Source organism: Halomonas sp. MMSF_3323 (assembly GCF_030733595.1).
GTDB lineage: Bacteria > Pseudomonadota > Gammaproteobacteria > Pseudomonadales > Halomonadaceae > Halomonas > Halomonas litopenaei.
Window position 1 is genome coordinate 55,695 of sequence record NZ_JASHIT010000022.1, and the last position, 12,749, is coordinate 68,443.

A 12,749-nucleotide genomic window follows, 5' to 3' on the forward strand; every position below is an offset into this window, starting at 1 on the left:
TCGCCTTCAGGCCCAGCGTTCCTCGGCGGTAAAGGCGACGGTAAACCAGCGGCGCTCGGGGGGAATGCTCAGTCGTGAGGATATCTCCTCGCGGATCTCGTCCATCTCTACCATGCCGCGCCCGGCAGCGAAGTTCGGCGCGGTCACGATATGGATCTCGATAAAGTGGCCCCGGCCACTCTTGGCCACATGACTGTAGTAGTGGCTGAGACCCTCCCTTTGCATGATCTCCTTCATCGCCGCGTGTACCTCACGATCGATGGCGCTGGGTGCCATCAGCAGGATGTCCTTGGCGGCTCGCCGAATGATGTTGATGGGCACCGGCATGAACACCAGGGTCAGCACCACCAGCAGCGCCGAATCGACGTAGGGCGTCCAGTGGTCGAGCGCGGTACCTTCCAGCATAAGGGCGATCACGAAGGCCACCAGCAGCGCGCCGGTGATCAGCGCCGCCATCAGCCAGTTCTTCTGATCGATTCGCAGAAACTCGGAGTTGGCCCTGCGATTGATCTTCTTCAGATACACCGCCATGGCGCTGCAGATCACCAGCACCACGGCGGCGTAGAGGGTGGCCGCGCCGAAGGAGAGGGCGTGGCCGCCGCCCAGCAATTCCCGCAGCGCGTTGAGAAAGGCGTAGAAGCACAAGAGCAGCAGAATGCCACCGTTGAGCGCCGCCACCATCGGCTCGAAGTGCCAGAAGCCATGCTGGAAGCGCGAGGTCGCCTCGCGCACGACCAGCCGCGATACCGCCAGCGCAAGCCCCGACATGGCGGCGTCAATGGTGGAAAAGACGCCATCGAAGAGGATCGACTGGGAGCCGGCCAGCAGGCCGAAACTGACCCCGAGCAGGGCGACGCCCAGGGTGGTGATGATCGAGAGCGACAGGGCCCGTTGTTCGAGTCGTGAATCCATGATCCGATGCAGTGTCGAGGAAAGCTCGACTATAGGGGCTGGCGTCGTTTGGCACCAGCCGGGGCGTTCGCGTCGGCTATCACAGGGCGTGGATCAACAGGGAGAACACCATGAGCAACAATCTCTACGCCAGGGCAGAGTGTGGCTGCGGCGCCATTGCGCTGCTGGTCGCCGGTGAACCCGAGGCCGTCGATCCTCGCCTGAGGCTGGCCTGGTGGCCGGAGACAGCGCTGCAGTTGACGCAAGGGGCGGACTGGCTCGAGCTCACGGATGAACGGCGCGGAGAGCATCGCTTGCTGGTGGAGAGTTGCCGCCGCTGTGGTGACCGGCTCATGGTCTCACGGGGCGGCTGGGTCGAGACGACGCTTGAATGGGTGGAGAGGCTGGGGCTGGAGGTATCGACGCTCCGTGCCAGTGATGCACTTCGAGAGAGCTTCGGGCATGCACGCCCCGTTGATTGAGCCGTCGTGATCTCCACCCATGGGCGCTCGCTGCCTGCGCGGTGAAGGGATCAAGGGTGCGCGTTGGCGAGGGAGGGGTAGCCCAGCAACTGCCCCAGGCGCTCGGCGTGAAGCGACAGCCAGTCGGGATCGATCGGCCCCCAGTCCTCGATGCGATAGTGGCCGATATTATGAGGCTTGCCTGGCTGATGCTCGAAGCGGCAGCGGATGTCCAGTTCCTCGAGGGCGGCGAGGGTGTCCTGAGCGGTACGTCTCGGCATGCCGGTGGCGGCGGTGATGGCCGGCACGCTATCGATGCCGGTGGCCACCAGATGGGCCAGGTAGAGGCGTCGATAGAAGCTGGTGCGGGTCTTGCTGAGGCTGGTCATGGGCTTTCGCTATCTCGTCAGGGGCCTTTGGTACCGATGGTGCAGCGTCACGTAAAAGCGCGGCCAGTGCAACAGAGGTTCGAGACTTTGATGCACGTCACAGGCGTGCCTGCCGGCACAGGCTAGAGTGTGGCGACACCGGGCGGTGCTTCATGAACTTCGTCATGGAAATGATTCTTGAAGCGCGAACGGTTCTCGCCATTTTCTATCCCGAGGTTCTCGCATGTCTGCATCGCCGATCTTTGACCGCTCCGCCCTGGCCGCCCTGGCCGCCCTGGCCACCACCCTCTGTCTTGGTGTCTTTTCCAGCAGTGCCTCGGCGCTGGAGTATCCGATCGGCGAGCCCGAACTGGTCAACGGCATGGAAGTCGCCGCGGTCTACCTGCAGCCGGTGGTCATGGAGCCTGCCGGTGAGCTGGCCGCTGCCGAGGCCGATATTCATCTCGAGGCGGATATTCACGCCCTCGAGGACAACGACAACGGTTTTCCTCCTGGCGCCTGGATTCCTTTTCTGCACATTGACTATCGGTTGCAGAAGGAAGGCAGCGACAGTGTGATCGAAGGTAGCCTGATGCCGATGATCGCCAGCGACGGCACCCACTATGGTGTCAATGTGGCGCTCGAGGGCATGGGGCGCTATCACCTGAGCTTCCACATCGAAGCGCCGCACCTGATGCGTCACATCGACAAGGAAACCGGCGTGGCACCCTGGTATGCGCCCTTCGACGTCGAGTACGACTTTGTCTACGCCGGCGTGGGCAAGAAGGGCGGCTACTGAGAGGAGGCGGTCATGTTGCTGCTACGTCGTTCCCGTCTCTCGGGCGCGCTGATCACGGCGCCGTTGGTCGCGCTGTCGCTGATGACACTGTGCGCCACCTCTGGTCAGGCAGAAGCCGGAGCGCTGCCTACCTACCGGTTGACCCTTGTTGACGGCAGGCTTGATCCCGTCGAACTCGAGGTCGTCGCCGGGCAGCGGTTCAAGATCGAACTGCATAATGCCGGAAGTACGCCGGTGGAATTCGAGAGTCGCCGGCTTCGCCAGGAAAAGGTGATGGGTCCCGGCGTTCACTCCTTCGTCGTGGTCCACCCGCTGAAGCCGGGGCGTTACGACTACTTCGACGAGTTTCACCTGCCCGATGCCCAGGGCGTGATCATCGCTCGGGAAGCCTCCGAGGAGGCACACCCATGAACGAAGCGGCCTTTATCGTGGTCCTGCGCGAGAGCCTGGAGGCCATCCTGGTGGTCGGCCTCGTCTACGCCTGGCTCGCCCGAGAGGGGCGTCGTGATGCCTTGAATTGGCTGTGGGGCGGTGTCGCGGCGGGTATCGCCCTGGCGGTGGTGCTCGGTGCTGTGCTGATGGGAGTAGGGCGCTGGTTGACCGGTGACGCCCAGACCCTGTTTCAGACCGCCATGTCGGCGCTGGCCGCCGCGTTGATCGTGCAGATGGTGGCGTGGATGCGCCGTCGCGGTGCCTCCTTCAAACGCTCCATGGAGTGTGACGCCATGCTGTGTCTGTCGCGCTCACGGCTGTGGGGCATCGCTACCCTGGTGGCCCTGGCGGTGGCTCGGGAAGGCGCCGAGACCCTGGTGTTTCTGTACGGTCTGGGGCTGGCCCAGTGGCGAGGCGGACAACTGACCTCCTTCGCCCTGGCCGCAGGTCTCGGCTTTGTCACGGCGGCTGCCTGCTTCGTGATGCTGCAGTGGTCCTCGCGACGACTGGCCTGGCGCGGGTTCTTCCGGGCCAGCGAGATCCTGCTGCTGCTGGTGGCGGCGGGCCTGTGGGTAGCGGCGCTCGAGCGGCTGATGAATCTGGGCTGGTTGCCGGTCGGGATCGATCCGCTGTGGGACACCAGTGCCTGGCTGGATGATGGCCAGGGAGTCGGCGGACTATTGGCCAGTATCGCCGGTTACCGTGCCTGGCCTTCCTCGACGCTGGTGCTCGGCTACCTGTGCTATTGGGGCCTCGTCTACTGGTGGGTGGGCGGGCAGCGCCCGTCGCACAACGTCGTCGAGGGAGCGGTGTCGTGAACGAGGCGGCGGCGGTGACGGCAACAGGGACTGCAACAGTGACGCCAGCAGTGATGCCAGAAGCCAGCGATCGTCGCTGCGGGCCTGGCAAGGAGACTCGGCCAACCGTGGCTGAGAATCGGCATCCAGGCGCCCGCAAGACCCGACGCTGGGCACGTCTGGGAGCCTGGCTGAAGCATCATCGGCGCTGGATTCTGACACTGCAGTGGGCCGTGGTGGCGTTCTACGCCGTGCTGCTGCTGGTGCCGCCCTTGTTGCCCCTGCCGAACCATGAGGCACGCATCCTCGATCACCTCACGGTGTTCGCCGAGTTCGTGTTCTGGGGTATCTGGTGGCCCTTTGTCATGGTCAGCATGGTGGTGGCGGGGCGGCTATGGTGCGGGATGATGTGTCCGGAGGGTGCCATCACGGAAGCAGCCAGCCGTGTCGGCATGGGCCGGGCGATACCGCGCTGGATGCGTTGGGGTGGCTGGCCGTTCGTGGGCTTCGCCATGACCACGATCTATGGGCAGCTGGTCAGCGTCTACCAGTATCCCAAGGCCGCGCTGCTGGTGCTGGGGGGCTCGACCCTGGCGGCGGCCGTGATCGGTCTGGTCTACGGCAAGGGCAAGCGCGTCTGGTGTCGCCATCTGTGTCCGGTCAGCGGCGTCTTTGCGCTGTTGGCCAAGCTGGCGCCGTTGCACTACCGCGCCGACCCCGAGGTGTGGACCGAACACGGACGGCGCCAGCGCCGGCGTGAGGTGTCAAGAAGTCGGGCTCCGGACTGCCCGGTGCTGATCCCGCTGAAGCAGCTGGACAGCGCCAGTGACTGCCATCTGTGCTCGCGTTGTTCAGGCTACAAGGATGCTATCCATCTCGAGCTCAGGGCGCCCGGCATCGAGGTGGTGTCGCCACCGCCTCAGCGACCCGCGACCCTGTGGGAGTTCGTGCTGGTGGTGTTCGGCCTGCTGGGCATCGCGGTGGGGGCATTCCACTGGTCGGCGAGCCCCTGGTTCGTGGCCGCCAAGCAGCAGGCGGCTGTCTGGCTCTATCAGCACGGTTGGGGATGGCCGCTGGAAACCAGCGCACCCTGGTGGCTGCTGACCCACTATCCCGAACACAACGACGTCTTCACCCTGCTCGATGGAGCCCTGCTGCTGGGCTATATCGGTGCCACGACCCTGGTGCTGGGGGGGCTTGTCTCGCTGTCGCTGTCGCTGACCAACCGTCTGCTTGGCCGCTGGCGCTGGCAGCGACTGTGGCACCTGTCCTACGCCCTGATACCCCTGGCCGCGGTCGGCGTCTTCCTGGGCCTGTCGATGACCACCCTGACCCTGCTGCGAGGCGATGGCCTGCTGATCCACTGGGCCAATGACGCCAGGGCGCTGTTGCTGGGGCTTGGCGTACTGGCAAGCGCGGGGCTTGGATGGGGCATCCTCGGACGCTACGCCAGTGGCCCGCGTCGACTTCTGGCCATGCTGCCCATGCTCGCCGCCCAGGCGCCGGTGATCGGCGCCTGGTGGCTGCTGTTCTGGGGCTGGTAGAACGTGGTAGCGCCTGGTAGAGAGCCAGCCAGCGCCGACCCTGACTATGCAGAAAGAAACGGCGCTTTCATTGCGGTGATGATCTGGCGCATTTCGTCATCCGAGGTGATATAGGCCGGCGGGCTGGTAGAGAGCTAGTCAGCGCCGACCCTGCCCACTAATTATGCGTTTGCTGTGAAAGTTATGCGTTTGCTGTGAAAGGCGCCTTCATGGCCTTGATGATCTGGTGAATTTCCTCATCCGAGGTGATATAGGCCGGCGGGCTGGTAGAGAGCTAGTCAGCGCCGACCCTGCCCACTAATTATGCGTTTGCTGTGAAAGTTATGCGTTTGCTGTGAAAGGAGCCTTCATGGCCTTGATGATCTGGCGCATCTCGTCATCCGAGGTGATATAGGCAGGCATGGTGTAAAGCCATCTGCCGAAGGACCTCAGCCACACGCCCTGTTCACGGGCGATGGCGGCGGCGCCTTTCAGCGCTTTACTGTCGTGCACCTCGATCACGCCGGTGGCGCCGAGCACACGGATGTCGGCCACCGCAGGGTGGGCGCGCAGGTCACTGTCGCCGGCGAGTTCCTGCACAAGGATGGCGTTGAGCCGAGCGATACGGCCCAGATAGTCGTCCTCCTCGAAGACCCTGAGGCTTTCCAGTGCCACGCGACAGGCCAGCGGATTGCCCATGAAGGTCGGGCCGTGCATAAAGGCGTGAAGCTCACTGTCGCCGATAAAGGTGTCATGGACACGGTCGTTGGCCAGGGTCGCCGCGTGGCCAAGGTAGCCGCCGGTCAGCCCCTTGGACAGCACCATGATGTCCGGACTGACACCGGCATGGTCGGCGGCGAACATGCGCCCGGTGCGGCCAAAGCCGGTGGCCACTTCGTCGAACACCAACAGCACGTCGAACTCGTCACACAAGGCGCGAGCACCCTTCAGATAGTCCGGAGAGGTCATATTGAGGCCACCGGCGGCCTGCAGCAGGGGCTCCATCAACAGCGCGGCGATCTCGTGGTGGTGGGCTTCCAGCACCGCTCGCAAGGCGTCGAGGTCGGCGGCGACCTGCTCTGGCGTGGCCGTATAGGGTGCCGTCGGCGCCGGGGCGAAATGGTGCTTCGGAAGAAAGCCGGAAAACAGCGAATGCATGCCCTCTTCGGGGTCACACACCGCCATGCAGCCGGCGGTATCACCGTGGTAGGCCTTCATCAGCGACAGCATGCGGTGCTTGTTGGGGCGGCCGCGCAGATGGTGGTACTGCACCGCCATCTTCATCGCCACCTCCATGCCCACCGAGCCGCTGTCGGAGAAGAACACGTGGTTGAGGCCCTCTGGCGTGACGCGAACCAGTTCCCGGGCGAGCTGGTCGGCGGGATCGTGGGTCAGTCCTCCAAGCATCACGTGACACAGCGTGGTAGCCTGCTCCTGAATCGCCTTGACCAGCCGTGGATGTCCGTAGCCGTGGATCATGCACCACCAGGAGCAGGTCGCGTCGAGCAATGATTCGCCGCTGTCCAGGGTAAAGCGGGTGCCCTGGCCGCCGACTACCCGGGGGGCAGGGGCCTGGGTCTTGAGATGGGCGTAGGGATGCCACACCGGAGAGGTCATGTCGGCTCCTGAAGGACGCTTGGTGGTAAACTGAGTGACGAGTTAAAAGTTTACCACCGCTGCTGCTGCCGTCGCCAACACCAGCGCTCGTACCCGGAAAATCGGGGTAGAGCGGGGCAGGCGAGGGCGCAAGGAGGAGCGGTGCTTTCTCAGGGTTGCTGGGCTTAGGGATGCCGGGCTCAGGGATGCTGGGCGTCGACACGTTCGAGAAAGCGCTCGAACAGGAACGCCTCGTCGTTTTTCAGCGAGCGACTCAGGCAGTCGATGAACTCTCGGCGCGGATAGGTGAAGATCCGCGGCGCCTTGTAGGCATCCAGATCGATGGCGATTACCTCTCCGTCGACGACCAGGAAGTTCTCGGTGTGCAGGCCACGACAGTGGATACGGTCACGGTACAAGGCTTCGAGAATGTCCAGGTAGCGGTTCTGCAGTTCCGGAGAGTCGAGGACCAGCTTTTTAAGCGCGATGCCGTGCACGTTGGCGGTGACCAGGCGATAGCGCTCTGCCGACAGGATTTTCGGTGTGGCGATACCCAGTCGCTCCAGTCGGCCGGCGACATAGCGAAAATTGTGGCCGGGGTAGCGCCGGATGCCCAGGCGGTAGCGCCAGCGATCGCTGGTCTTGGGCGTGAAGGTCTTGATGAAGGCGTCCTGGTCCGGATCGTAGTGGACCTCGGTGTACTTGCCGGTCTGGATCAGTTGCATGGCGTCCTTGGCAGGCAGGGGGTGGCGGTCAAAACAAGGAGAGGGAAGACGTCAGGCGTCTTCGTCGAAGCGTGCGTCGAACAGTGCCTCCAGAGCGTCCAGCACCGCGTCCGCGTCCTTGCCTTCGGCCTCCAGGGTCAGTTCCGTTCCGCAGGGGGCGGCCAGCATCAGCAGCGACATGATGTTGGCGGCGTCACCCGAGCGGCTGCCATGGTGGACGGTGACGGTGGCGTCAAAGGGTTGGCAGCAGGTAACCAGGCGAGTCGCGGCGCGTGCATGCAGGCCGCGACGATTGGTCAGGGTCAGGGTGCGTCGGGCCACGCCTAGAGTCCTCCGCTGTCCAGTCGGCGTTGCTGGCCGAGTTCGCGGTGGCGTAGACGGACGCGGGGATGCTGGTCGGCCAGGGCCGAGGCGATTCCCTCGGCCAGGTAGACCGAACGATGCTGTCCTCCGGTGCAGCCCACCGCCACGGTGAGGTAGCTGCGCTGGCTTTGCTGATAGCGCGGTAGCCAGGTGCGCACCCAGCCGAGGATATCGCGCTTCATGTCGGCGACGTCCTGATAGCGTTCGAGGAAGTCGATGACGCTGGGATCGCAGCCATTGGCATCACGCAGTGATGGTTCCCAGTAGGGGTTGGGCAGACAGCGGGCATCGAACACGATGTCTGCATCCGGCGGCACGCCACGCTTGAAGCCGAAGGACTCCACGGTCAGGCTCAACTGGCCGCTGCGGTGGTCGGCGACCTGTTCGGCGATGCGCGAACGCAGTTCGTGCACCGACAGGCGAGAGCTGTCGATGACCAGATCGGCCAGGTCTCGAATACCCGAAAGGGCCTTCTGCTCGGACTCGATGGCTTCCGCCAGGGTCATGTCGCTATCACGGGTCAGGGGGTGACGGCGCCGCGTGTGGGAATAGCGCTCGAGCAGAATTCGCGCATCACTGGTCAGGTAGACCACCTGGCAGTCGATCGGACTCTGCTTGAGGGACGCCAGCTGGGCGGGGAAGCGTTCCAGCGCCTCAGGCAGGTTGCGGGCGTCGACGCTGACGGCGATACGGCGGGAATGACCGTTTTCCAGCTCGTCCACCAGGGCGCCCAGCAAGGTCGCGGGAAGGTTGTCGATGGCGTAGAACCCCAGGTCCTCCAGGGCCTGAAGGGCCACGGACTTTCCCGAGCCGGAGCGACCACTGATGATCACGAGCTGCATGTCCTGTCTCCTTGGGCAGGCGTCCATTGCTGATGGCCTAGGCAAGGCCGCGATCAGGAGGGAGTGTCGTCCCCCGGCGCCTGTTGGCGGATGGCTTCCTGCAGGCGCTCGTGAAGCTCGCGCTGGGAGCTGGCGTGGCGCAGACGGTGACGTGTGTCGGCGTCGTTCATGACGCCGGCGACCTGGCCGAGCAGGGCGAGATGGGCGTCGTCGGCCTCTTCCGGTACCAGCAGCACGAACACCAGATCGACGGGCTCACCATCGATGGCATCGAAGTCGACAGGTTCCGCGAGTTTGAGGAAGCCGGAGATGGGCGCCTTGCAGTGGGGGTTGCGGGCATGCGGAATGGCGACGCCATTGCCGATGCCGGTACTGCCCAGGCGCTCACGTCCGATCAGCCGACTGAAGACCTCCTGGCTGTCCAGGCTCGGGGTGTTCTGCGCAATGAAGGTGCTGAAAAACTCCAGCACCCTCTTCTTGCTGCCTCCCGGGACATCGAACAATGTGCGCTCGGGAGGGAGAATGGCTTCCAATGTCATGAGAGTCAGCGAATTCCGGCGCCTTGGGCGCGGGCTTGGGATTTTTCCTTGTGCTTGACCAACTGGCGGTCCAGCTTGTCGGCAAGGGCGTCGATAGCGGCATACATGTCGCCGTCCTGCGCTTCGGCATGCAGGTCGGCACCGGCGGCGTGAAGGGTGCAGGCGGCCAGCTGGCGTTCCTTTTCCACCGAGAGGGTCACCTGGACGTTGGTGATGTTGTCGTAGTGGCGCTCCACACGGGTGAGCTTCTCTTGTACGTAGTCACGCAGGGGATCGGTCAATTCGACGTGGTGGCCGGTGATGTTGACTTGCATGACAGGCTCCTTGCTCTTTCGGGTGGTGGCTTGATTGTAACCCTTTTTCCGATCCTGCAAACCCCCTCGACGCTACGCAGAAAGACGCAGATGTCATGCGAAATTTCAAGTGCTTGCGCTTTCCCGATAACTAGGCTAGCGACGCCGCAGCGCAAGGCCTCAGCGCAGTCGCTTGCGCTCGCTGGAAGACGGAATATTCATGGCTTCCCGGTACTTTGCCACGGTGCGTCTGGCGACATTGACGCCGTCTTCCGCCAGCAATTCCACCAGTTTGCTGTCCGACAGAGGTTTGCGGGCAGGTTCCTTTTGAATCAACGATTTGATCATGGCGCGGATGGCGGTACTGGAATGGGCGTCGCCATCCTGGCCGACCTGGCTCGAGAAAAAATACTTCAACTCGAACACGCCGCGAGGCGTGTGCACGAACTTCTGGGTGGTCACGCGGGAGATGGTGGACTCGTGCATCTCCACCTTGTCTGCGATATCGGCCAGCACCAACGGTTTCATGGCCGCTTCTCCCTGCTCGAGGAAGTCGATCTGACGCACCATGATTTCCCGGCCGACCTTCAGCAAGGTGTCGTTGCGGCTGGACAGACTCTTGATCAGCCAGCGCGCCTCCTGCAGGTGGTCCTTGAGGAACTGGTTGTCCTGGCTCTTGTCCGCGCGCCGAATCAGCGCAGCGTAGTCGGGCTGGATGCGCAGTCGAGGCATTGCATCCGGGTTGAGTTCAACGCGCCAGCCCTCTTCGGTGTGGCGTACCACCAGGTCGGGTATGACGTAGTCGTTATCGCTGTCACCGAACTGGCTGCCGGGACGTGGGTCGAGGCTTCGGATCAGCTCGATGACGCTGTCGAGTTGGTCGTCATCGAGTCCTAGCCGGCGCTTCAGCAGACGTCGGTCGCCGCTGGCCAGTGCCTCGAGAAACTGTCTTACCAGTCGTCCGGCCTGGGGCAGCAGGACGGTATCGCGAGGCAGGCTATCCAGTTGCAGCATCAAACACTCGCGCAGGTCGCGGGCGAACACTCCGGTCGGTTCGAACTGTTGCAGCCGAACCAGCACCGCCTCCACCTCGGCGAGGGGAGGGGGGCGACGACCGTCTTGCTCGAGCCCCTGGGCGATGTCATCCAGTGTCTGCTCGAGATAGCCGTCGGCGTTGACCGCGTCGAGCAGGCTCTCGGCGATCAGGCGCTCCTGGTCGCTGACGTCGAGCATCGCCAGTTGCCAGCTCAGGTGGCTGTGCAGTGACTGGGAGCTTGCCTGGCGCTCGAAATCCGGCGCCTCGCCACTGCCGGCGGGGGTGGTGCCCAGGTCCTGGTAGGTGTCGGACCAGTCGCTGTCCAAACTGAGTTCCGAGGGAATCTGATCCGCCCAGTCATCTTCCGCGGCTTCCCTGGTCTGCTGTTCGCCGAACTCGTCCTCGAGTTCGAGCATGGGGTTGGCCTCCAGCGCCTGCTGGACCTCCTGGCGCAGGTCCAGGGTCGAAAGCTGCAGCAGGCCGATCGCCTGTTGCAGTTGCGGGGTCATGGTCAGCTGGGTACCGATGCGCAGCTGCAGTGACGCCTTGAGGGCCATGGGTCGGGATCCACCAGTGTTGTCGAAAGGCTTTACCCTAACGACGAGTCATCAGACATGCAAGCATCTTGCCAAGTTGGTGTTTTTTGACCTGTGGGAGGGAGTGAAAAGGTCGATGTGGAACAACTTGGTAGGGGGGAGGTGCTTCTTTCGAGGGAGGCCCTGTGTGCAAGGTGAGGCCGACCCTTTCGGGGCCGGCGCTTGGATGCTGATGCTGGCAAGTGTTGCGGCCGCTTGAGGCGACTGCGGCTGTCGGGCGGCCCTGCGGTCTAAAGGCGGAAGTTTTCGCCCAGGTAGACCTCCTTGACGCGCTGGTTGGCAAGGATGGACTCGGCGCTGCCCTCGGCGATGATCTGGCCGTCGCCGACGATGTAGGCACGATCGCAGATATCGAGGGTCTCGCGCACGTTGTGATCGGTGATCAGGACGCCGATATCGCGGGCCTTGAGTTGACGAATGATGGACTTGATCTCGCCCACCGAGATCGGGTCGACCCCGGCGAAGGGTTCATCGAGCAGGATAAAGGCCGGCTCGGTGGCCAGGGCGCGGGCGATCTCGACCCGGCGCCGCTCCCCGCCGGACAGGCTCATGCCGGGGTTGTCGCGAATATGGCTGACGTGGAAGTCCTCGAGGAGTTGCTCGAGACGTGCTTCTCGGCCCTCGCGGTCGAGGTCCTTGCGGGTCTCGAGGATCGCCATGATGTTGTCGGCCACCGACAGCTTGCGAAAGATCGAAGCCTCCTGAGGCAGGTAGCCGATACCGGCCAGCGCGCGCTGGTGCATGGCCGCGCGGCTCAGGTCCCGATCATCGATGCTGATGCTGCCGGCGTCGGCTCTGACCAGGCCGACGATCATGTAGAAGGAGGTGGTCTTGCCGGCCCCGTTGGGGCCCAGCAGACCGACGATGCTGCCCTGCTCGATCGACAGGCTGATGTCCTGGACGACGCGACGCTTCTTGTAGCTCTTGGCCAGATGGCGAGCGTGGAGAGTCTTCATCAGTTTCCTTGGCTTTCCGGCTCGAGGGTCATGCGAATGCGCTGCTCGCCCTGGACGCCCTGGGCGCTGGAGCGGGCCTGGACCACGCGGCGATCGAGGAAGTACTCCAGATAGGCACCGTCGAAGGTGTCATTGGCCTTGTGCAGCTCAGCCTGGTCGATCAGCTCCATGCGGCGTTCGGCCACGTGGTAGATCACCTTGCGGCCCCAGCCCTTGACCACCGGTTCTTCCGGGGATGGCTTCTGCTCGAGGTAGGCACGTGAGCCGGTCGCGGTCGCCAGTGACAGTTGTCCTTGGTCGTTGCGCTGGATCTCGACGCGTTCGCCGGTGAGGATCATGCTGCCTTGCACAATGCGCACGTCGCCGGTATAGACCGCGGTGCCGGCGCGATCATCGAGATCCAGCTGGTCGGCCTCCACCTGAATCGGTGCGCTGCGATCACTTTCCAGCGCCAGGACACTGCTGCCGGTGGCGCCGGCGGCCAGGCCAAGGGCCAGGGCAAGCAGGAGGGCGGGACTTGGACGCATCATGG

At 63.8% G+C, this 12,749-nt stretch carries 16 protein-coding genes; 5 read left to right on the forward strand and 11 right to left on the reverse strand.

Going from position 1 to position 12,749, the window contains the following annotated elements; all coding sequences use genetic code 11:
• Positions 1-6: 6 nt before the first annotated feature.
• On the reverse strand, positions 7-912 hold the full coding sequence (locus RBB39_RS12545; protein ID WP_213228704.1) for a cation diffusion facilitator family transporter: 906 nt from the start codon (positions 910-912) through the stop codon (positions 7-9).
• A 110-nt stretch (positions 913-1,022) separates the two neighbouring features.
• Between RBB39_RS12545 and RBB39_RS12550 the strand changes: the two genes are divergently transcribed.
• Complete coding sequence (locus tag RBB39_RS12550) at positions 1,023-1,373, forward strand: hypothetical protein (RefSeq protein WP_222516947.1); 351 nt, start codon at positions 1,023-1,025, stop codon at positions 1,371-1,373.
• A gap of 50 nt (positions 1,374-1,423) precedes the next feature.
• Here RBB39_RS12550 and RBB39_RS12555 read toward each other — a convergent pair whose 3' ends face one another.
• Positions 1,424-1,741, reverse strand: a complete 318-nt coding sequence (locus RBB39_RS12555) for a helix-turn-helix domain-containing protein (protein WP_213228702.1) — start codon at positions 1,739-1,741, stop codon at positions 1,424-1,426.
• Positions 1,742-1,964: 223 nt separating this feature from the next.
• Between RBB39_RS12555 and RBB39_RS12560 the strand changes: the two genes are divergently transcribed.
• The 4 genes from RBB39_RS12560 to RBB39_RS12575 all read left to right on the forward strand — a co-directional run bounded on the left by RBB39_RS12560 (position 1,965) and on the right by RBB39_RS12575 (position 5,292).
• Positions 1,965-2,519 carry an iron transporter gene (locus RBB39_RS12560; protein WP_306169131.1) on the forward strand — a complete coding sequence of 185 codons (555 nt, stop codon included), beginning with the start codon at positions 1,965-1,967 and terminating at the stop codon, positions 2,517-2,519.
• 12 nt (positions 2,520-2,531) lie between these two features.
• Positions 2,532-2,930, forward strand: coding sequence for a cupredoxin domain-containing protein (locus RBB39_RS12565; RefSeq protein WP_231498632.1), 399 nt, complete (start codon positions 2,532-2,534; stop codon positions 2,928-2,930).
• Positions 2,927-3,769: an FTR1 family protein gene (locus RBB39_RS12570; RefSeq protein ID WP_287164835.1), complete on the forward strand. Its 843-nt coding sequence runs from the start codon at positions 2,927-2,929 to the stop codon at positions 3,767-3,769. The genes RBB39_RS12565 and RBB39_RS12570 overlap by 4 nt, the downstream gene beginning before the upstream one ends.
• 107 nt (positions 3,770-3,876) lie before the next feature.
• Positions 3,877-5,292, forward strand: coding sequence for a 4Fe-4S binding protein (locus RBB39_RS12575; protein WP_286985220.1), 1,416 nt, complete (start codon positions 3,877-3,879; stop codon positions 5,290-5,292).
• A 321-nt stretch (positions 5,293-5,613) separates the two neighbouring features.
• Here the strand turns inward: RBB39_RS12575 and bioA are convergent, their stop codons facing one another.
• From bioA to lptA, 9 genes are all read right to left on the reverse strand, one after another.
• Positions 5,614-6,888 carry an adenosylmethionine--8-amino-7-oxononanoate transaminase gene (bioA, locus tag RBB39_RS12580; RefSeq protein WP_222516950.1) on the reverse strand — a complete coding sequence of 425 codons (1,275 nt, stop codon included), beginning with the start codon at positions 6,886-6,888 and terminating at the stop codon, positions 5,614-5,616.
• Positions 6,889-7,067: 179 nt separating this feature from the next.
• Positions 7,068-7,592, reverse strand: coding sequence for a hypothetical protein (locus RBB39_RS12585; RefSeq protein ID WP_287164839.1), 525 nt, complete (start codon positions 7,590-7,592; stop codon positions 7,068-7,070).
• 51 nt (positions 7,593-7,643) lie between these two features.
• On the reverse strand, positions 7,644-7,913 hold the full coding sequence (locus tag RBB39_RS12590) for an HPr family phosphocarrier protein (protein WP_045993249.1): 270 nt from the start codon (positions 7,911-7,913) through the stop codon (positions 7,644-7,646).
• 2 nt (positions 7,914-7,915) lie between these two features.
• Positions 7,916-8,797 (reverse strand): RNase adapter RapZ, encoded by an 882-nt coding sequence (rapZ, locus tag RBB39_RS12595; protein WP_222516951.1) that lies wholly within the window; start codon positions 8,795-8,797, stop codon positions 7,916-7,918.
• A 53-nt stretch (positions 8,798-8,850) separates the two neighbouring features.
• Complete coding sequence (ptsN, locus tag RBB39_RS12600) at positions 8,851-9,336, reverse strand: PTS IIA-like nitrogen regulatory protein PtsN (protein WP_045993251.1); 486 nt, start codon at positions 9,334-9,336, stop codon at positions 8,851-8,853.
• A gap of 5 nt (positions 9,337-9,341) precedes the next feature.
• A complete protein-coding gene (gene hpf, locus RBB39_RS12605; RefSeq protein WP_108447660.1) occupies positions 9,342-9,650 on the reverse strand; it encodes a ribosome hibernation-promoting factor, HPF/YfiA family in 309 nt (102 codons plus the stop codon).
• 159 nt (positions 9,651-9,809) lie between these two features.
• Positions 9,810-11,222, reverse strand: coding sequence for an RNA polymerase factor sigma-54 (locus tag RBB39_RS12610; RefSeq protein WP_045993253.1), 1,413 nt, complete (start codon positions 11,220-11,222; stop codon positions 9,810-9,812).
• A 269-nt stretch (positions 11,223-11,491) separates the two neighbouring features.
• Complete coding sequence (lptB, locus tag RBB39_RS12615; protein ID WP_045993254.1) at positions 11,492-12,217, reverse strand: LPS export ABC transporter ATP-binding protein; 726 nt, start codon at positions 12,215-12,217, stop codon at positions 11,492-11,494.
• Complete coding sequence (lptA, locus tag RBB39_RS12620) at positions 12,217-12,747, reverse strand: lipopolysaccharide transport periplasmic protein LptA (protein ID WP_083970449.1); 531 nt, start codon at positions 12,745-12,747, stop codon at positions 12,217-12,219. The genes lptB and lptA overlap by 1 nt, the downstream gene beginning before the upstream one ends.
• Positions 12,748-12,749: the final 2 nt, after the last annotated feature.